This is a genomic window from Bradyrhizobium sp. B117, from assembly GCF_038969555.1.
Lineage (GTDB): Bacteria > Pseudomonadota > Alphaproteobacteria > Rhizobiales > Xanthobacteraceae > Bradyrhizobium.
This window is the reverse complement of record NZ_CP152414.1, coordinates 1,590,341-1,610,050: the sequence shown is the minus strand read 5'-3', so window position 1 is coordinate 1,610,050 and position 19,710 is coordinate 1,590,341. Positions and strand designations below refer to the sequence as shown.

Here is a 19,710-nt window from a genome sequence, read left to right as displayed (position 1 = left end):
ACCGCTGCCCAAGAGCGATTGCGCCGATTGCAGCGCGATTGCGACTAACGCGTGCTGCGCCGCCAATTGGTCGGTGTCTCGCCGGTCAAACGTTTGAATGCCGCGGCGAACGCGGTCTGAGAGCCGTAGCCAAGGGCTTCCGCCACCGCGACGACCGATGCATCGGTATCGCGCAGCATCTCCATGGCCTGCTCAAGTCGTCGCTGGCGCAGCCAGGCATGAGGCGAAAGGCCTGTGCTCTCCTTGAAGGCACGGCAAAAGTGGAAGCGCGAAAGACCGGCCTCGGAAGCGAGTGCTCCGAGGGAAACGTCCGCATCGCTATCGGAGCGCAAGCGCTCGATGGCGCGGCGCAGGACATTCGGCGACAGACCGCCCAGAGTTGGCCGAACCGTGATCGACGAGCCAGCATGTGCCGCCAAGAGGCGCGTCGCGAGAAGGTCCATCAATTGCTGCCTGAACAACGCGTCCAGCGTCGCGTGTCCTTCCAGAACATCCACTGCACTCATCAGCAACCGGGATGTAACAGGATCCGAGTGCACTGTCCGCTCCCGAAGATCGACGGGCGCGGCCGCGTCGGCTTCGTCGGCAACGCGCGAGAGTGTTGCGTGCGGAAGATAGAGCTGAAGGACATGCATCGGCCGGTGAATATCCCACCGAGAGGTTGAGCCAGCCGGAATGAGCGTCACGACGCCGGGACGCGCCGTTCCGATCGCAACTGATCGTCCGGTGCGCCGCTCAAGCCGTTGTACGCCGGTCGGGTAGGTCATGATGACGTGATCGACCATCGGCTTGACGACGTCGTGGACGGACTCGTGCTTCCAGTATGCGATCGTGCCGCTGGACGGTTCCAACGCAACGCGAAAGGGCTTGGTCCTGAGCACGCGTGCCATCTCTTCATTGGCGGGGCGCCGCTCACCGGCCAGCGGATCACTCCTATCCGACTGCGTCGCGCCGGGCGCATTGTCCAGGGGGGCGCGCAAGATGGGCTTGCTCATGAACTTCCACTCGCATTGGGGAAGAACGTTCATTCCGCGCGTCTGCGGATGCATCGCTTCCCGTGTGCGGCGATCATGGCGGCGAGCGCTGTACGAGGGCATCGTGCAGCGGGTCTGGTCGCGCTGGTTCAGCGGATAGATCGACCTATACCTCGGTATAGTTCGGGAGAGATACTCCCCATCACGGGCGCATTCCTTGCAAACGCAGGCGCACTTAGCGAATGAGAGCGACAACGCTGGAATCGGGACCGGCAGTCCCCGGCACCGGAAGCGTGAAGCGAAAATGTGCGCCGCCATTGGGGCGATTCGCGCCCCAAATGTTGCCGCCGTGGGCACTGATGATCGAATGGCAGATCGCGAGGCCGATGCCAATTCCGGCATCCTTGGTGCTGAAGAAGCTGTCGAAGATGCGCGTGAGGTTTACGTCAGCGATGCCAGGCCCGTTGTCGAAGATGGAAAGGCCGACCGAGCCGTCTTCGTCGATCGAAGTTTGGACGTCAATCCGGCGAATCGGCTGACCGGACTGCACAATGGCCTGGACGCTGTTGACGAGCAGGTTGATGATCACCTGTTGCAACTGAATGCGGTCGCCCAGCACCTGGGGAAGCCCGGATGCGAAGGTCGTCGACAAGGCAATTGATCTTGAATCAATGTCGTGGCGAATGAATAGCAGCGCTTCTCTTGCGACCTCATTTATATCCATGAGGCGCTTCTCCGGCTCATGCTTCGCCGCCATACCCCGGATGCGATTAATGATCTCGCTCGCGCGTCGCGCGTTCGTCACGATTCGGGACGTGAGCTGGGTGACCTTTTCGAGGTTTTGATCAGCGCGCGCCAGCCACCTCAAGCTTGTCTCGCCATTGGTCACGATGGCTGCAAGCGGCTGGTTGATTTCATGCGCGATCGAAGTTGCCAACTCTCCGAGAGTTGCGATGCGGCCCGCATGCGCGAAATCAGCTTGAAGTTTCCGAAGTTGGCGCTCTGCGTTCAAGCGCTCACTGATGTCCTGGATTGCGATTAAGGTGTTGTCGAGTTGCTCGGGGGGCACGGGATATGTGACCGTGAACAGGACATCGATGAGCGAACCGTCGCATGCACGGATCCTGGTTTCTTCTATGAGATTGCGTCGACCTTCAAAGTGAGCCACCATGACCCGCTCGGCGAGCCCCGGGGCGGCAGCAAACAGGTATCGAACTGGCTTGATCAGGTCGGCGAGGGTATGAGCCCGAAACAGTGAGACAGCATCGCGATTGACGTCCGTCACTCGAACGACGTCCTTGGCGTGCTCGACTAGGTCAGGATTTCGGCTCAAATAGGAGGCAATATCGCGGATGCCCTTTGCCTTCAATTCGTCGAAGACCTCGCCCGCGCGTCGTGAATCGACCTGCCAGAGAGCCGTCGGTAGGTACTGAATGAGCTTGCGATACCGATCCTCGCTCGCCTGCAGCTCCCAGGACGTGCGGTCATCATCGATCGCGCCGTTGATCGTCACGAGCAGGGTGCCTGGCGGTTTCGGCTCAGCAGAATGCCAGGCCCGGATGATAGGGTTGCGTATAGCGCCGCTCAGGACCATTCTGCGGGTCTCAAGGCGCGAGCGGTCCATGGCAACGTTTTCGATTAGTCCGGCCAGGATTGAGCGGCTTTCAGCCGGCCAGAACGTACCGATCGACTGACCGATCATCTGCTCGTGCCCTGCATGTGCCCCGAACATGCGAACCGCGCGATCATTGGCGGCCAGAATTCGAGTTGCGGTAAGCAGTCCGTTGACCCAGTCCGGATGCTGATCAAGGTCGATAGCGGCCCCGCGGCGCCTGTGCTCCGCGATTGCATCAAGCAGGGGCCGGGCCGGCGAGGCATCAAGCTCCCAAGCAGCGGCCAGAGATCCCTGCAACTCGGCATCCATGCGCAGGTATGCTGCTTCGGTGAGCGGTCCCGCATTTCGGCCAAACTCAACGATGTCAAGGACGGCGCCGGCTGCGTCTCGACGCACCACTTGCCGAACGGCGGCCGCAACCTCGACTCCGGTCAGGCTACGCCGAAAGACGATCCCCTCCCATCGACCTTCGCGGAGCAGTATGTCGATGTGATCGATACCGGAGTGGCCGCGCGAACCGATCTCTGCCATGTGTCGACCGACCATCGCCATGGAAGGCCAGCCGTACAGGACTTCCGATGCGACATTCCAGTACTGGATGACACCGTGCGGGTTGCTGACGATGATGCTTTCGGACACAAGGTCAGCCAGTTCCGTGCCGGGAGCAGAGGCAGCGAGATTCGGCTGGCCGCCTTGCGATACCTGTCGGGCGAGATTAGTCATCTGATGGTGGATCCCATCGCTGGTTGTGTCGCGAGCGGCCTGCGCAGTTCATTGCGTTCTGCAGGAGATGAAAGAGCAACTCATCATTGACCGGCTTGGTCAGGCAGGCATAGGCACCGCCCCTCAGTGCGCGAGCCTCTGTCGCCGGACTTGTGTCCGCAGTGATAAAAATGACCGGCATCGACGAGCCCAGCTCTCGCAATCGCTCCTGTAGTTCAAGCCCGCTCCGCCCGGGCATGCTCACATCGGTGATCAAGCAATCGAAGCGGCCCGGCTCAAATTCGGCCATGAAAGCCTCCGCCCGATCAAACGAGCGACACGCAACGTCCAGGACCAGGAGGAGATCGCAAAGAGCCTCTCGTACAGCTTGGTCGTCATCTACGATGGCAACTAGGGGTGTTTTGGACAAACAGATGTCTTTCGCTGGCATGGCCCGACGACCATCTGCCCATTGTTGATCGGGTTGTACCTATTCCTTGGTGTAGGCTGGGTTACCTACTTCCCTCGAAGTTCCGCAGGAAGTGCTTCCCAAATCCGGATCAAGTCTCCGACTGACGTTGCTTTCAGCTTTCTTGTCCCGTTGCCGCGATGCAGCTTCACAGTGATCTCGCTTATGCCAAGATCAAAGGCGATCTGCTTGTTGAGGCGGCCCCTTGCTACCTCACCCAGGACTTCGCGTTCGCGCGGAGTCAAGGTTGCAAAGCGGGCAGCGTGTTGCGTGATGCGCCTGGCCGCGGCTCTTTGCGAGACATCCTTTTCGATCGCCGCCGCGACGGCGTCGAGGAGCGTCTGGTCTCTGACTGGCTTCGTCAGGAAGTCGACGGCTCCCGCCTTCATTGCCTGGACGCTCATGGCGATATCGCCATGACCCGTGAGGAAAATGATCGGTCTGGTGTTGCCGTTCAGGGCCAGACGCTGCTGCAGATCCAGCCCGCTTGCTCCGGGCATGCGAACATCGAGAATCAGGCAGCCGGGCCGCTCCGGAAGATCGGCACACAACAATTCCTGCGTCGAGCCAAAGCAGCACGCGTCGATGCCGACCGACAGCAAAAGCTCCCGAAGCGCGGACCGGATCTCCTCGTCGTCGTCCACGATCAAAACAAGTGGGCGGTCTGCAGTGTTGGAATTAAGAGTCATAGGTAAGCGCGTTACGTGCGAAGAAGGCTGCGAGCCCGTGGATACGGTTGCCCCAAGCATTTGGGTGGCCTCCCGATCGCTTCTGCCCCGCGGTCTTTCGTTGCCTCTTCGCAGATGCCCGTAAGGTCCATGTCATGACACGGCCATCACGGTCACTTGGCTTTTACGGCGTGTTTCTAGGACTCGCAGGGTGCCCGCGTCTTGCCCAAAGCCGTCATGTTTTGGCTCATTCCGTGCCAAACGAGGACCATGCGACCACGAGTCACGGAATCACCAGTGCTTGCGAACAGTTACCACCTGCGCTCGGGATTCCGCCGCAGTTGGTAGCAGCAGTTGATTGGGTCGACCGCATTGAGATTGCTTCCGAAGCCGTTGCGACTTTCGCGACGATGTGCCCTCACGAAAAGTTGCATCCCGGGGCGGCCGTAGACAGCCCCTTGCCGATTTCCGATAATGCAGCGCAAAATTCGCATGCCAATCAGAGCCTGCAATCTAACCTTCCGGATCAATTCAAATGGCACAGGCCGGCGTCTATGGATCGAGGCTCGGACAACCCTTGCAGGCGAAGAATGCACCTTCGCTGATTGCACGTACGCTGCGCAGCGCCGAACTGGCGGTGACTGAAACCCGAAACGACGGCCCGGTGCCCGGCCTTTCCGGTTCCCTGCCCTCCGCGGATGCTTACCTCGTCAGCCTTAAATTTCGTGACTATCCGGACTGCGAGTGCTGGGAGCGAGGCCGAAGTGTCATCAAGACGAATATCCACGGCGGCGCAACCTATCTCTACGATCTGAAACGCGATCCGCGCTACGTCATCGACAAGCCGTTCCACTCCCTCTTTTTCTATCTTCCACGCTCGGCTCTTGACGACATCGCGAGGCAGGCCGGTGCACCGCGCATTGGTGAACTCGCCTATGAACCGGGTATAGGCCACGACGACGCGGTCGTCCGTAACCTCGGAGCGTCGCTCTTGGACGCTCTCCGTCGAGCGGACGAGACCAACCAGCTTTTCGTCGACCACATGTTGCACGCACTTACTGCGCACGTCGCTCAGGCCTATGGTGGGCTCCGACCTAACGCCAAGCCGATCCGCGGTGGCCTTGCTCCGTGGCAGTTAGACCGTGCTTGCGATAGGCTCGAGTCCGACCTCGCGGGAAAACTTTCACTACGGCAGATCGCGGCCGAGTTCGGTCTTTCAGTCGATCATTTTTCGCGAGCGTTTCGAATCTCCACGGGTCTGCCGCCGCATCGATGGCTGCTTCGCCAGCGAGTGAAGACAGCCCCGCAGCTGATGACCGTTCGCGATGTGCCTCTATCCGAGGTGGCGAAATCGGCCGGGTTTGCCAATCAGAGCCACTTTACCAAGGTCTTTTCGACCATAGTCGGCGTCAGCCCGGGAGCCTGGCGGCGAGACATGCGGGGCTCATCGGACAGCGAGACCTGATCCTGATTACTTTATTGCGGCTCATCCCACGCGTCGTCAAACCGACACTCGTGATGGCGATCGCCCTAGCAGCACGTGACGTATTTTCCTGACCACCGCAAGCGACATGCGCGCGTTCTACGCACTACAGTGGTGAAGCGACCTTTCCTAAAACAGGCACGTTTTGTCTGATCCTGCTGTGCGCACAGCAGTGCTAACGCTCGTTGGAGGTTACCAAACGCCCGTCGGCGCTCGTTGCGCCCGGGCGGGCGGGTACCCGTTCCCAGGCCGGAAATTGCTATTTATCTGCCGAGAGCCGTTCGCGCCCATGCGCCGCGCCAAAATCGTGCAGAGGGCCCGCAGGGACGATACCCGTGGGATTGATGGAGCGATGGCTCTGATAGTAGTGACGCTTGATATGCTCGAAATTAACGGTCGATGCGATCCCTGGCCATTGGTAGACGTCACGGACGTACGCGGAGAGGTTGGGATAGTCGGCAACAGATCGAATGTTGCACTTGAAATGGCCGAAATAGACGACGTCAAACCTGATCAGCGTCGTGAAGAGCCGGATGTCCGCCTCGGTCAAACGATCGCCGAAAAGGAAGCGGCTATCTGCCAGACGCTCTTCGAGCCAATCCAGTGTCTCGAACAACGGACCGACAGCATCATCGTAGGCAGCTTGTGTGGTAGCAAATCCGGCCTTGTAGACACCATTGTTGAGCGTGTCATAGACACGGGCATTCACGGCATCGATCTCGTCTCGAATCTCGCTAGGATAGAAGTCGCCCAATCTCGCACCAAGGTGATCGAACGTGAAATTCATCATGCGAACGATTTCGGACGATTCGTTGCTGACGATAGTGCCTTGTTGCTTGTCCCACAGCACTGGCACAGTTGCCCGACCAGTATAGTGGCTGTTGGCCATCGTGTAGATCTGATGCAGATATTCCGCGCCGTTGACATGGTCGGGTATCACTCCCGGCCCCTTCGCGAAACTCCAGCCGCGCTCGGCCATCAGCCAATGCACAATGGATACGGAGATCTTGTCTTCAAGACCCTTGAGCACTCGCATGATCAGTGTTCGATGGGCCCAGGGACAAGCGAGACTGACGTAAAGGTGATATCGACCAGCCTCAGCTCTGAACCCGCCAACACCGCTCGGACCAGGACTTCCATCGGCGGTAATCCAGTTGCGGAAAGCTGCGTCCTTGCGGACGAAAACGCCGCCGGTCGCGCCGGTGTCATACCAGGTGTCACGCCATTCACCTTCGACCAACAGTCCCATACCGTCCTCCTGGCGTGATCATCTCGCGGGTTCATCTCTGGTAAGAACGAGAGACAAGAGTCTTATGGCTGGCACCGGTGAGTTTGTCGAGAATGCCGATCGGCGGTGCTTGGATCGCGCCTATATCAGGTATTCCAATCACTAAAAGCGGCTCCGATCGGGAGCCGCATTCTGGCGCCAAAGGCAAAGGCCAAAGCTCTAGTGCTTCTTGAAGCGTTCGATGCGCTCGCCGGGCGGATGACCAGGCCAATTGATTACGCCATTTTGCATCGACGGCGAGGCAAAGAGCCGTTCAGCGTATTCGGACACCCTCGGGCAGTCCTTCCACATCCAATCGTAACCAAGAAAGAGAAGCCGGAAGAGACTTACACCCCAGAAGATATCAGCCAGGGTAAATCCATCGGGCATCAACCACTCGTTTTTGCTTTCCAATCTTCGATCCAGTTGCACGATAGTGCTGTGCGTTGCTTCGATAATCCTCCGCATATTGGTCGGCTGCGATATGAATTCACGCCCCGCTTCTTCCTTTATGATCTTGTGCCTGTAAGCTTCGCGAAGAATGGAGTCTACCGGTAAGCCCTCCAAACGCTTTCGTACTAGTTCGATCTTCTTGTTGTGAGCCCCCTGCATTCCCGCGCGAATTTCTTCGGGGCGATCGTCGCCGTCGGGATTTGCGCCGTAGAACAAACCGGCATGTGGTATTGTGTCGACAATTGCTATTTCAGTCCAAACCCTGTTTTGCCATTGCAGCGGCACCAACGCCCCTCCACTCAAGATGTCGAGATAGGCCGCAATCAGACGTGAGTCCGCGACAACTTCTCCCTTCTCATGATCGACCAGCGTGGGTACCGCCAGGGGGTCAAAGCCCTCGTTCTCAACACTTGAGCTCCCGGAATAACCGCTAACGAATGGTCGGCTCCGCGCGATGGCAGACGCCATGCGGAGCTTCACATATTCCGCCGAATAATTTTCGCTGAACGGCGGCATAATGATCAGCTCGCTGCTGGCGAATGGAGCCCCGATCTGGAATAGCGCCACGCGAATCTTCTGAGAGCAGATCGACATAGTGAAATGAAAAAGCTCGAGTCGTGGAATTAGCGACTGGTCGCCTCTCGGCTTCGGATGCACACCGCCACTCGACACTATGCACCTCCGCTCAGGATCTCCGATTGCGGAATTCCGCGCTTGCTCCGCCAACGCGTCGACAGACGTTCTTAGATTGATAGTCATAGCGCTTCCTGAGGTTGGGGGTCTGGCACGCACGCTTCTGCCGTGGCCAGACTAGTCGCGGACCGCTCGACTAGAAGCCGACATTTTTCGAACCAAGCGTTCAAGCTATCGGACGATGCTTCCGCCGCCGAGGGAAGGCAGGATCTCGCGACCATCGTTCCAATTCATGGAACGATGCGTCCGATAACGCCCGGCTTCCCGCCCTGCCCGCGCTGTATTTACGTCCAAGACGGCCATCGGCTGCCGCATTGACGTGGTTGGCGGCTGACTCCTCAAAACTCTGGAGCTAAGAAATGACTTGTCTCTTGGTAATTGAAGCGAGCCCACGCTTTGAACATTCGACTTCCCGCATCTTGACTGCTCAGTTTGTCGAGAAGTGGTCGCGCCTACATCCGAATGCTTCCGTCATTAGGCGCGACCTTGCGCGATCCAACCTACAATTCGTTGACCTTCCGTGGATCGGAGCCGCATTTACCCCGCCTGACCAACATTCGCCGGAATCCGCTGCGGCCTTGAAGACATCAAACACCTTGATCGAGGAACTCAAGGCTGCCGACCACATCGTCATCGGCACGCCAATGTACAATTTTTCCATACCGGCACTCCTCAAAGCTTACATCGATCAGATCGTGCGCGTCGGCGTTACGGTCTCAACCACCTATGAAGGCATGTTGAAGGGCAAAAAGGCGACCGTGATCCTCACGACGGGCGGCGACTTCTCTCCTGGAGCTCCATTCGCCTCAGCCAACGTGGCGAGCTCGTATCTCAAACAGATTCTCGGGTTTGTCGGCATTACCGACGTCAACATCGTTCTCGCCGTCAAGACTCTCACTATCGACCAAGGCGAGACAACCCTTGCGGATTTTGCCAAACGGTTCGATGCCGAAATCTCTGCGGCCGCAGCATGGCCGAGAACGGACCGTTTGGAGTCTCTGACCGTCGCTTGATCGCACACTTTGAGTGACAGATTTGATCGCTCAGGATGCTGGCCGTTCCAGCATCCTGCAAACCAAAATACATTCCGGACCAGTAACGAAACTCAGGCAGAATGGGAGCACCAACGCGATGAACGTCCAGATCACCGACAAAGACAGATTTGAACAGACACCGTACAGTATGTGGCTGCAGACAGAGATTCTGCACACGCTGCAAAGGACGGTGAGCGATCATCCAGGGGAGTACTCGTTCATCGTCAACTGTCAGGTCATGGAGCTTTATTGGGCTCTCATTGTCCGAGAACTTCAGGCCGCACAGAGCAGTCTGAGACAGAATGACCTTGCGAAGGCTCAGCAAGCCTTGCGCCGAGTGGTCGATGCACATGAACCACTCAATGCCACGTGGCGTTCTCTATCGTGGCTGACCCCGTCTGACCTGCTTCCGATGCTGGGCGCGGCTGGAGCGACGTTAGGGCGCGACACTGCTCTCCAAGGTTGGACCTACCGCCACATGGTCTATCTGTTCGGAATCAAACAAGGGGAACATTTGGAGCACTTCAAGCCGCAGCCGCGCAGATGGCAGCAACTGAATGAGGCCCTTAACGCTCCGAGCGTCTACGACGACGTGCTGGCATTCCTGCATCGTGAAAAGCTTCCCATTCCTCGAGCTCAGTTTGAGCGTGATTTCGCTCAGCCGTACCAACCTAGCCCCGAGGTCGAGCGGGCTTGGCAAATTGGGTACGATGAGCGACCCGAGATCAAGAACTTGGGTGAGACACTTGCCGATATTGCCGAGGAGTTCACGACCTGGAAATATCGCCACCTAATGCTGACCCGACGTACCTTGGGATCTCGTAAGGCCTACTTCGGCGTCTCCGGAATTGAGTGGCTGACGCCGACTCTCGAAGAGATTCCATTCCCGGAACTCTTTTCGGCCAGGACGTTCATCGGCGCCCCCCCAGCGGGCTGCCCCGTGGGCAAAGCCAAGGAGTGAGCTTTCGCGACCGCCAGAGTTTAGGGGGAAGCAGCCGCGACGGCCGCTTCCCTCCAATCCACGCGGATCGGCGTGCCTGCAAAGGCTCCTCGGTTCTTGCACAGAATCGATAGCAGGCACGGAGCGAACGAACGCTCATTTGGGCATAGCAAATCAAGATCGCCGGTTGTTTGGTGGGATGGCAGCAGTTTCATTTGGCCGTTGCAGCCGGCGCGGGCATCGCAACCATTCGCCGGATTGAACGAATGACGGGTGCTATCAACGCCCAGTTCGAAACGGTCGAAAAGATCCGCCGGGCGCTCGAAGGGGCCGGCGTTGAGGTTATCGGAGAGCCTAAGCCCGGCGAGTGCCTTCGACCCAAGCAACTAGGCCATCGCTTATTTCGATGCGCAGAAACATCGATCATCCGCCGGCGGCCAGCCGGATCTAACTAATTGCATTGCTGCAGCTGAGCTCGATGACCAGCCTCTGGAACTGCACCGCGGCATTAATGACATCGCGATCCCTTCCTCTGCGGCCCACGATCTGCAGGCCCGCCGGCAGGACACCGGCTCTTCGCGGCAAGGGCAGAGTCACGACAGGATATCCAACGAGGTTGAAGGGTGCCGTGTAGGTCATGAGCGCTTTGCGGACGTCACCGCTCCATGCTCCAATCCGGACATCGTCCGCTCCTACCAGGGGTGCAGTACAGGGGCACGTAGGCAAAATGAGAAGCTCAATTTGCTCAAAAAGGGATGCAATCTTCGACGAGAACCGCCGCCTTGCCTCTTGGGCTCGTGCGAAATCGTCGATGCTGAGCATGCGCGCACGCTCGAGCCTGGCCACTGTCTCTCTACCGTAGCTTTGGCGAATTAGCTCTGAGGAGTTGCGCGAAAAATGTATCATACCTCCCTCGGCCAGCACCAGGTTGGCAAAGATCGAGTAAGCCTCATCTAGGCGTGTCTCGATCTCCATTAGGTTATGATCATGACGCAACCCTTCAACGACCGTCCAAAGGTCGCTCCAAATGGCCGCGTCGACCGGAACATCGCTTGGCACTTTAAGTACGCCAATCGTTCGCTTCACGTTGGCGTCACGCCAGGAATCATCTGGCGTTACGTTCATGCCCAAAGCACCGGCAAGAACGATGAGATCCTCGGCCGTTTGGCAAATCAGGCCCACATGGTCCAGCGTTGGAGCGAGTGGAAATACTCCATCGGGTGAGAGAACGCCGTACGTCGGCTTTAGTCCAACTACCCCGCAAAGTGCGGCCGGAATTCGAACCGAACCTCCTGTATCCGTGCCAATAGCGACCGGAACCACTCCGTAAGCAACTGCTGCGGCCGAGCCACCGCTCGATCCTCCCGGAACTCGCGCGGAATCGTTTGGATTGAGCGTATTGCCAAACGCTTCGCTCGATGTAGTGACGCCCCAGGCAAATTCGTGTGTGGTCGTCTTTCCAAGGATGATTGCACCGGCATTGCGCAGATCACGAACCACCCGGGCGTCGGCTCTCGGAACGTTACCGATGTAAGCGGCCGATCCATACCGGGTCTCAACACCAGCGGTATCGATGATGTCCTTGACGACGATCGGAATGCCCTCAAGAGCTCTTGCCGAACCTTCTGCGTATCGCCAGTCGCTCTCGGTTGCGAGAGCCAACACGCTTTCATCGATCGCCGCAAAGGCATTCAACTCAGCTGCACAACGTTTTGCCTTTTCAAGTGCTACCTGCACAAGTTGACGCGATGTTGTCGCGCCCGACTGAAGCTCAACTAGCATCTCGGCCACGGATGGCGACGTCATCCTGGCTCACCACAGGCTTCGTAACAGGGCTTCAAGTTTTCGATCAGCGTCTTCTCCAAGATCGGCGACTTCGCTCTGATAATTCGCTCGCAGAAGATCAGTGATCTCCGGAAGCGCCGACAGTCCTATCTCAAACGATCGCAACCGATTTGGTAACCCGAGGTGCGCCACAAGACTCTCTATTCTGGCGGCGAGTGCCGCCCCTGGATTAGGTTCTCCTGGCGAATTGAACACCCGAAGTTTATTGCCATACCGCGCTTCACAATTTCGGACGACAGGCGCAAGCGTTATGCATGACGTGACGCTATGTGGAAATCCAAACGTCCCACCCAAGATATGTCCGATTCGATGACTGAGCCCGTAGATGACCGATGCCGGATAGAAATAGCATTGCCACGCGGCCAACTGCAGCTGAAGCAGAGCGTCCGGATGAACCGCTCCTCGTTGAACGGCCTCGCCGGTTTCCAGATCAGTTGGCCACTGCTCTAGTACGTCAAAAAATCTCCTCGCCCCTGCCGCAGCCATGATGGCATGTGGGTGGTCGACGTCGACTAGTCGCATACCTTCGATGGCATGATCCAGCCCCTTGACGGCAGACGACAAGAGCAACGCCCGGGGTGTGTTGATGAGCAAGCTCGGATCCATCAGCACAAACTTCGGAACTGTGTCGCGCTCGGCGTAGCTTCTCTTGAATGGTCGCGCCCCTGACGTTTCCGTGACACCGAAATAGTGAGAGAACTCGGATCCCGAGAGAGTGGTCGGCAGAGCGACTATCGGAAGATGGCGCCCCTGACGAAGCGAATGAAAATGAGAAACGGCCTTGGCGGCATCCAAAACCGAGCCGCCTCCATAGGCAACGATCGAGCGGGCGCCCGCTAGGATGCAGCGGTCAAGCGCACTTTCGATCGCTGTATCGGGCGCATGAGGCGGAAAATCGGAGATGATTCCTGAGACGTCATGAAGATGCGGAAGAATGAGCCGATCGGTTGAGCGCAGCAGCGGCTCAACCGTAAAGATCATCGGCCGCTCTAGGCCGTCGTCAGCCAGCTCCCGGAGGGCCGCATCGACGATCCCCATCCCCCACCGCAGGGTTTCCTGCGGCAAGCACCGCAGGATTCCCCCGCTAATTACACGTTCGGAGCGAGGCGCGGCTGGCTTCAGCACGGTGCCGGCTCCTTCAATTCTGAGGAAGCGGTACAGGAGCTGGGCGCAACGCCATATTGCGCTCTATCTCAATGCGGCGATCTTCCAAATCCGGCGCCAAGCAAAGCTTGGTCCCGAGCTCTTCAACGGGCTCGTCGATCGTCAGTTGAGTTGGCGTGGAAAGGGCGCAAATGTGCCCATCCGGATCCCGGAAGTAGAACAGCTTGCTGTAGAGGCAGTCATAAACGTCCGACACCTTCACGTCAGCCCGTTTTAGGCGTTGGTGCTCATGCGTAAGAGCCGCGTCGTTCTCCACTTCCAAGGAAAAGTGATGCGATAATCCTGTGCCCAAATGTCCGGCGGAATACCCAGGCAGCCCAAAGAAGGTCAAGACCGAGCCAGGCGAGAGGTCATCGTCGCACGCGTAGTAATAGTGAGTACCTCCGCGCTCATCCAAATAGTCGGTCTTTTTGATCAATCGAAGCCCGACCGTTTCGACGAAGAACTTTTCGGTCCGCTCGGCGTTCGACGAGATCGACGTGATGTGGTGGAAACCGCGCAGCGCAAAGTCATCCGTAATCGACGGGACGGCACGGGGCCAAGTTTCGGCTGCCGTCAACACCTCGTCGCGACCGCCAATAAGGTTCTCCTTCGGCTGAGACCGGAACCCAGACCCGAGAACCGCTTCATCGTGCCCGAACCCAGGTTCGGTGGTCGCGATTTCGATGATCGCGCCATCGGGGTCGCGGAGGTAGATCGCATGAAAGTAGTTGCGGTTGTAGGGCCCCGTAACGTGGATACCCTGGTCGGTGAGTCTCCGCTTCCATTTCAAGAGGCCGTTTCTTGTAGGAACGTGAAGAGCCAGATGATGGTTTGTACCGGCCCCCCAACGCCCCTTTGGGTCTCCAACCCGCGGCGACGTAACGCCGGCGACGGCCGTTTTTGGATCCACGAATCCAGTTTGCGGCATCATGTAGAAAATCGGATTCCACTCGATGTAGCTGATCGTGTGACCGCGCTTCGGCTCGCCCTTGAATCCCTGAAATCCAAAAGTAATGACTGGCAATCGCGGGTCCAAATGATGGACAGTCCGCTTCACGACTGGCAGGCCAAGAAGTGTTGAATAGAAGTGCTCAATCCTGCCGAGATTTGCGGCCACAAATACCTGGTTGTTGACGCCGCCGATAGTCATGTTGTTCATCTTAAACCCTCGCGATCACAGGCCGCTGAAGCGGCGTCTCTACCCATCGCGAAGGATGGCAGCGCTACTGAGGAATATGAAGATACTCAGCGAAGGACGTAGCGTTCAATTTGTTGGACGGAGCGGCAAATCTTCAGGTCGATCGCTTGCTCGACGCTTTGGCGTGCACGTCCTCCGCCGGCGCAGGCTCGAATGCGGTCACGCGCGGTATCTCCGACGCCAGGAAATCGACCAAGGCCCTGACCGCAGGAAGAAGGCCCCGCTTATATGGGATAAGGGCCGAGACGCGCGCGTCTGCCGCAATCCAACGCGGCAATATCTGCTTCAGCTTTCCCGCAGCAATTTCGTCTCGACAAATGTAACCTGGCAATGCGGCGATGCCCAGATTGGCGCATGCTGATTCCTTCAGCGCAACAAGATTGTTGCTCTGAAAGCGAGGTGCCGTCTGCACGATGCACCTGCGGCCGTTGGGGCCCGTCAATACCAGATTCGATGAGCTCGTCCTCGCTATCGAGATAGTATCGTGTTGGGCAATTTCCTCAGGGGTGGTGGGGGCACCCCTGGCGTCCAAATATCCAGGTCCGGCGAACAAGTACCACGGCGCGCGCGCTATGGCCCGCTGGACCAGGGATGAATTCTGCAACGGCGAGGTATGGCCCCGCAAAGCCAGGTCGAAGCCGTCGGCGACGATATCGACGAGGGCATCCGTAGTAATCTCCACGATCTGAACTTTCGGATACTTCTTGAGAAATATCGGTATCAGGTCCTTCAATGCGAACTGAGCGATTTCGACGGCCGTCGTCATTCTGATGACGCCGCTGGGCTCGGTTGCTCTCTGGCGCACCGCCTCCTCCGCGACCTCGGCCGTCTGCAGCAATGTCTGAGCGTAATGATAGAACTGCGTCCCTACTTCGGTCATACCGAAACGACGCGATGTTCTGTTGAGTAACGTTACGCCCAAAGTGCCCTCGAGTTCTCTTATCCGATGGCTCAAGGTGGATTTCGGCAAGCCCAACGATCTACTCGCAGAGGTAAAGCCCCCTCTGTCAACAACCTGGACAAAATAGAAGACATCCTTGAGATCAAGCATGACGCAAGCTGATTGATGTGTACCTCAGGCTGACAAAAGACACGGCTCGCACTTTTAGATGTACAGATCGATTTAAGCTATTCTAGACACCCGCCGTTCTGACCTCAACAGGCACACCCCTTGCTTGTCTCTCGACACCAGTGGCTCGTATTCTGTCTCGAACTCGATGCCCATCGGAGTAAGCCATTCGCCGGAGTAAGCCATGTTTCGTCTTTACGATAGCCTGCTATCTGGAAACTGTTGGAAGGTCCGAATTCTGCTTTCTCAGCTGAACCTCAAGTACGAGAGAATTACTCTGGACTTGGTCCGAGGCGATACTCAACAACCGGATTTCGAAAGAATTAGCCGGTTCTCGAGAGTCCCGACATTAGTGTTGGAGGATGGTCGCCCCATCGTGGAGTCCGGCGCCATATTGATGCATTTGGCAGAAGGAACGCGTTTTCTTCCTGGCGACCGGCATGCGCGCACGGAGGTGCTCAGCTGGCTGTTTTTCGAACAAGCCGATCTTCAAAAGGCCATCGCATATCCACGTGTTTACAATCTTCGCGGCCAAGCATCCCAGATGGCAGGCGAAATCGCCTACCGGCAAAAGGACGGATACAGCGCTTTACAAAAACTCGAGGACTGGATTGGAAATCGAGACTGGCTAGTGGGTAATGGCTACACGATAGCCGACACTGCAGTCTTCGCCTACGTGTCCCTGGCTGCAGAGGGCGGATACCAGATGGAGCGATACCCCGGAATTCTCAGATGGTTGGACGACGTACGATCGATCGATGGCTGGGTACCGCTTATCGAAGGGACGGCCCCTTCAAGATAATCCGTACCCAGCACAGGGATGTCTAGACGTCGAGGAACGTTGCGAACTTCTCCGGCCCGAACTTATCAAGCGCCATGTTGTTCTCGGGAAGGCCGTTGTCTGCGTAGCCAATACACATGCCGCACACGACCATATCGCTTTCAGGAATGCCAAGCTCCTTGCGCAGCACTTGATATTGCAACGACCAAATCTGTTGAGGAAGCGTATCAAGTCCTCGGCCCTGAGCCGCCAACATTACCGTTTGGAGGAAGGCGCCGTAGCAGATGAAGCTTGCGGGGACCAGTTTCCGGTCCATCGTGAAAATGAGACCGACTGGCGCGCCAAAGAACATAAACTGTCTCGCTACATCGCGGCGGCGGCTTTCCTTGTCGCTTCTTTCTACCCCCTGCGCGTCTCCTAGTTGACCACGAAACTTGGTGAAGACCGACAAATGGGGCTCGTGAAGTGGTTCCGGAAAAAATGGATATTCCGGAGTCAGTTTGTCATGGTTGTCATTGAAATTCTTCACCGCTGCAGCAACTACGCGCTCGCGGGCCTTCCCGGTCAATACGTAGCATTTCCACGGTTGAGTGTTGCTCGAACTAGGGGCGAACCTAGCGATCGAGAGGATATCCTTAACAACTTCGGTTGGAACGGATTTGTCTGTAAAGCCACGTTTCGCCCGACGACATTTGATGAGTTCATCAATGTAAAAGGGGCTCTCATCATCCTTCTGCACGTGCCGCTGAAGCTCTAGTGTCATTGCATCCCCCGAATCCTTTGAACCAAGACCGCATGGCCGTATGACCCATCTTCGGAGTTCAGCTGCCATCTAGGGAAGTAGCCGATCTTCGGACTTATCGTTCAACAAATTCGAACGATGCGGCACCCCGGTCCTAGGCTGCTTCTTGCGCCTGGTCGCGCCTCGGAGGTTTTTCGTTGCTACTAAGGCTAGCCCGCCAGGACTGGTATAGACCCTAACTAAGCCGCCAATTGGCACTCCTGCTCGATCAGCTGTTGGTCGCCACTCGAAGCTCTCTTTAGGAAGCGCGCCAGGGCGGCCTTTCGCGAATCGCGATCCAACGCGTAGGCAGTCTGCTTGAACTCGATGCCATCGAGGAGCCCTTGGATGTAGCCGGAGATCGTGTCCGCAGCCATGATGAGGGCCGTGTCAAGTGTATGGATGTACTTGCTCGTTACCGAGCCCTTGGCATGGCCAACCAGCGCCGCGATCGTCACCTCGGTAAAGCCGAGATCGTTGGCGATGCTCGCGAAGCTGTGGCGCAAACCGAGGTGACATAGGTCCCTGTAGCCCATGATCCGCAGCGTTGCCGGACACTGGCACGCCATCGGCATGGCGGTCCAGCATATAGCGGATCAGCGTCGCGCGATCGGCGCTTTCGGCGTCGGTCTTGCGCCAAGCGCAACCGAGCAGTCCTCCGAAGTCTCTAGGACGAGGCAGGTGTTTCGCTAGGCATCGTTGGAATGACGGATCCACATGACAAGACCCTTCTTTGACCTCGCGGGATTTCGAGCCAGAGCCGGGTTCGACTCCCGTCGGGTGAATTGTGGAGTCTGGAACGGCACAGGCGTGCCCGCTGCCGGAAGCCTGCTATTTTATTTTTGTCGGCGAATACCGCGCGTCATCCTGCTGGTATTTGTGCTGGTATCGGCAGCAATTGACGACAAAAGTAGCTTCAAATTCAAATGGTTATGGCTCTAGGCAATTATCGGCCAGGGGCACCAACTAGGCTGTTCATGCTCGTTCCCAAGCGTCCGCAGCCGTCCGCGCAGCGCTGAGGACATCGCGATAGACGCGTAGAGAAGATTCGTTCGATAGTCGAACGTTGACTGAATGATGAGCATGCCGATCCCGGACTCGGCCCCTACCCATTCGCTTGCGATCGCTCCGATTAAGAGGCCGACCTCGAACGCGTTGGCGATAATTCCATCGCCGACGGAAGCCTCATATCCTGCCGGCTGAGAGCAACGATATCCGCCGCTGGATCTTCAGCCTTTCAGGATTTCGCGGCAGGTGTAATATCCGGCTTCGGCTACACCTACCAATGGTGGAACGCCCCGCGGGACGGAAGCTCCTACCAGCTTGGCGACGATAACGGCTTTGCCGCGCTCGGGATTTTCGGCCAGGCCATCTTTGTCGTGCCAAAGAGGAAGCTCGTCATCGTGCTGCAGTCGTTGCACTTGGTGAGCGAAGAACCTGAGATGTTCACACCGAGCGAGCTACTTGCATCGGCCATCGCGCAGAAATTGCAGGATTGATTCCCGCCTCCGACAGAGTCCCACGATCCTCCAGGTGAGCCTCGGCACTTGATTTGGGCAGCAACACCGAACTGCACAAGGGGGTGGTAGCGGCGTAAAGCCAACGCTCGGTGGCCGCGGCTTTTTTAGGACAGCACGGGCTCCTGCGAGTGTGCGCATAAGGCGATTGTGGCACACCACTTGCGACAAGTCCGCCAAACGCGATCCGCGCGAACTAGAGCCGAACAATGTGCGTGTCGGTCGGATCACCGGCAGACCGGTGGCATTGAGCGCAGCCTTCACTCGCGGGACGTGCCCCTGATGACGCTCGCGCTCCCATTGCAACGTCTTGAGGTGCCGAACTGCCGCAGTCGCACCCGCGCACACTGACGGCGGCGGTGCGATGGTAAAAATGAATCCCGGCGAATGGGAGCGCAGCGCATCGATGATATCGGCGCTCGCCGCGATGTAGCCCACGATCCCTTGCGCCCAGGGAGGATGAGCTGACCGGCAGCCTGACACGTTCGCGGTCGACGTACAGCAGTCCGCCGCAAACGCGAACTGCCGGTCCCCTTGACCGAACAGCTTGCGGCGCAAAGAGCCCTCCGAATACGCTTTCTTGTAGAGACCGCGGTTCTGAAGTTCGGGGACCACGATATCGATGGAGTCCTCATAGCTCTCCGGCACCACGATGCGGCTGAGATTGAATCCGTCGACATCCGTTTCGTCTATCCAATTCTGAAACTCGTCGGCAATCGCCGGTCCGTCGCCTGAGATCGCCGCAGGCCAGAAGGGTGATGCACCGCAAGCCGCCGAATTGATCGAGGGACTACCTGCCCAGGTCGTCATGGCCGATACGGCTTATGACGCCGATCGCTTGCGCCAAGCCATCGCTGCCAAAGGCGCGATCGCCGTCATCCCCAACAACCCATCACGGGCGCTCAAACATCCGCTCGACAAGCATCTCTATGCCCAGCGCTATCTCGTCGAATGTTGTTTCTCCAAGCTCAAGCAATTCCGCCGCGTCGCAACCCGCTCCGAAAAGACAGCCCAAAATTACCTCGCCGTCGTCGCTCTCGCAGCCATCGTCTTATGGCTGCGATAAGTGTCCACA

The 19,710-nt window shown here is 57.7% G+C and carries 16 protein-coding genes and 4 pseudogenes; 5 read left to right on the top strand and 15 right to left on the bottom strand.

Annotation, left to right across the window (positions count from 1 at the left end; genetic code table 11):
• Positions 1–44: 44 nt before the first annotated feature.
• The 4 genes from AAFG16_RS07805 to AAFG16_RS07790 form a co-directional block, all read right to left on the bottom strand.
• Positions 45–995 (bottom strand): AraC family transcriptional regulator, encoded by a 951-nt coding sequence (locus tag AAFG16_RS07805; RefSeq protein ID WP_342738481.1) that lies wholly within the window; start codon positions 993–995, stop codon positions 45–47.
• A gap of 214 nt (positions 996–1,209) precedes the next feature.
• The gene (locus AAFG16_RS07800; protein WP_342738479.1) at positions 1,210–3,312 is read right to left on the bottom strand and encodes an ATP-binding protein; all 2,103 of its coding nucleotides are present in this window, start codon (positions 3,310–3,312) and stop codon (positions 1,210–1,212) included.
• Positions 3,305–3,742 (bottom strand): response regulator, encoded by a 438-nt coding sequence (locus tag AAFG16_RS07795; protein ID WP_342738477.1) that lies wholly within the window; start codon positions 3,740–3,742, stop codon positions 3,305–3,307. Before AAFG16_RS07795 ends, AAFG16_RS07800 begins: the two co-directional genes overlap by 8 nt.
• Positions 3,743–3,807: 65 nt before the next feature.
• Positions 3,808–4,449: a response regulator transcription factor gene (locus AAFG16_RS07790; protein WP_342738475.1), complete on the bottom strand. Its 642-nt coding sequence runs from the start codon at positions 4,447–4,449 to the stop codon at positions 3,808–3,810.
• A 514-nt stretch (positions 4,450–4,963) separates the two neighbouring features.
• Here AAFG16_RS07790 and AAFG16_RS07785 point away from each other — a divergent pair.
• Positions 4,964–5,893: an AraC family transcriptional regulator gene (locus AAFG16_RS07785; RefSeq protein ID WP_342738473.1), complete on the top strand. Its 930-nt coding sequence runs from the start codon at positions 4,964–4,966 to the stop codon at positions 5,891–5,893.
• A gap of 277 nt (positions 5,894–6,170) precedes the next feature.
• Here the strand turns inward: AAFG16_RS07785 and AAFG16_RS07780 are convergent, their stop codons facing one another.
• Together AAFG16_RS07780 and AAFG16_RS07775 are read right to left on the bottom strand one after the other, a co-directional pair.
• Complete coding sequence (locus tag AAFG16_RS07780; protein WP_342738471.1) at positions 6,171–7,160, bottom strand: glutathione S-transferase family protein; 990 nt, start codon at positions 7,158–7,160, stop codon at positions 6,171–6,173.
• Between the two features lie 198 nt (positions 7,161–7,358).
• Positions 7,359–8,198, bottom strand: coding sequence for a glutathione S-transferase family protein (locus AAFG16_RS07775; RefSeq protein WP_342738469.1), 840 nt, complete (start codon positions 8,196–8,198; stop codon positions 7,359–7,361).
• Positions 8,199–8,683: 485 nt separating this feature from the next.
• On the opposite strand from AAFG16_RS07775, the gene AAFG16_RS07770 reads away from it, so the two are divergent.
• Positions 8,684–9,337 (top strand): NAD(P)H-dependent oxidoreductase, encoded by a 654-nt coding sequence (locus AAFG16_RS07770; protein WP_342738467.1) that lies wholly within the window; start codon positions 8,684–8,686, stop codon positions 9,335–9,337.
• A 118-nt stretch (positions 9,338–9,455) separates the two neighbouring features.
• On the top strand, positions 9,456–10,319 hold the full coding sequence (locus AAFG16_RS07765; protein ID WP_342738465.1) for a tryptophan 2,3-dioxygenase family protein: 864 nt from the start codon (positions 9,456–9,458) through the stop codon (positions 10,317–10,319).
• Between the two features lie 20 nt (positions 10,320–10,339).
• On the opposite strand, the gene AAFG16_RS07760 is transcribed toward AAFG16_RS07765, so the two are convergent.
• From AAFG16_RS07760 to AAFG16_RS07740, 5 genes are all read right to left on the bottom strand, one after another.
• Complete coding sequence (locus tag AAFG16_RS07760; RefSeq protein WP_342738463.1) at positions 10,340–10,684, bottom strand: hypothetical protein; 345 nt, start codon at positions 10,682–10,684, stop codon at positions 10,340–10,342.
• A gap of 61 nt (positions 10,685–10,745) precedes the next feature.
• Positions 10,746–12,104: an amidase gene (locus AAFG16_RS07755; RefSeq protein ID WP_342738460.1), complete on the bottom strand. Its 1,359-nt coding sequence runs from the start codon at positions 12,102–12,104 to the stop codon at positions 10,746–10,748.
• A 6-nt stretch (positions 12,105–12,110) separates the two neighbouring features.
• Positions 12,111–13,208 carry an iron-containing alcohol dehydrogenase gene (locus AAFG16_RS07750; protein ID WP_342738458.1) on the bottom strand — a complete coding sequence of 366 codons (1,098 nt, stop codon included), beginning with the start codon at positions 13,206–13,208 and terminating at the stop codon, positions 12,111–12,113.
• Between the two features lie 73 nt (positions 13,209–13,281).
• Positions 13,282–14,448: a VOC family protein gene (locus AAFG16_RS07745; RefSeq protein ID WP_342738456.1), complete on the bottom strand. Its 1,167-nt coding sequence runs from the start codon at positions 14,446–14,448 to the stop codon at positions 13,282–13,284.
• Positions 14,449–14,581: 133 nt separating this feature from the next.
• Positions 14,582–15,538: a LysR substrate-binding domain-containing protein gene (locus tag AAFG16_RS07740; RefSeq protein ID WP_208827882.1), complete on the bottom strand. Its 957-nt coding sequence runs from the start codon at positions 15,536–15,538 to the stop codon at positions 14,582–14,584.
• A 202-nt stretch (positions 15,539–15,740) separates the two neighbouring features.
• Here AAFG16_RS07740 and AAFG16_RS07735 point away from each other — a divergent pair, with 202 nt between their 5' ends.
• Positions 15,741–16,358, top strand: coding sequence for a glutathione S-transferase family protein (locus tag AAFG16_RS07735; RefSeq protein ID WP_194391226.1), 618 nt, complete (start codon positions 15,741–15,743; stop codon positions 16,356–16,358).
• A gap of 22 nt (positions 16,359–16,380) precedes the next feature.
• Here AAFG16_RS07735 and AAFG16_RS07730 read toward each other — a convergent pair whose 3' ends face one another.
• The 4 genes and pseudogenes from AAFG16_RS07730 to AAFG16_RS07715 form a co-directional block, all read right to left on the bottom strand.
• A complete protein-coding gene (locus tag AAFG16_RS07730) occupies positions 16,381–17,100 on the bottom strand; it encodes a nitroreductase (RefSeq protein WP_194391225.1) in 720 nt (239 codons plus the stop codon).
• A 218-nt stretch (positions 17,101–17,318) separates the two neighbouring features.
• A pseudogene (locus AAFG16_RS07725) lies at positions 17,319–17,624 on the bottom strand (integrase); the annotation flags it as partial.
• A gap of 1,236 nt (positions 17,625–18,860) precedes the next feature.
• Positions 18,861–19,076: pseudogene (locus AAFG16_RS07720) on the bottom strand (aminotransferase class I/II-fold pyridoxal phosphate-dependent enzyme); the annotation flags it as partial.
• 84 nt (positions 19,077–19,160) lie between these two features.
• Positions 19,161–19,352 (bottom strand): annotated as a pseudogene (locus tag AAFG16_RS07715) (N5,N10-methylene tetrahydromethanopterin reductase); the annotation flags it as partial.
• Between the two features lie 19 nt (positions 19,353–19,371).
• On the opposite strand from AAFG16_RS07715, the pseudogene AAFG16_RS07710 reads away from it, so the two are divergent.
• Positions 19,372–19,701, top strand: a pseudogene (locus tag AAFG16_RS07710) (transposase); the annotation flags it as partial.
• Positions 19,702–19,710: the final 9 nt, after the last annotated feature.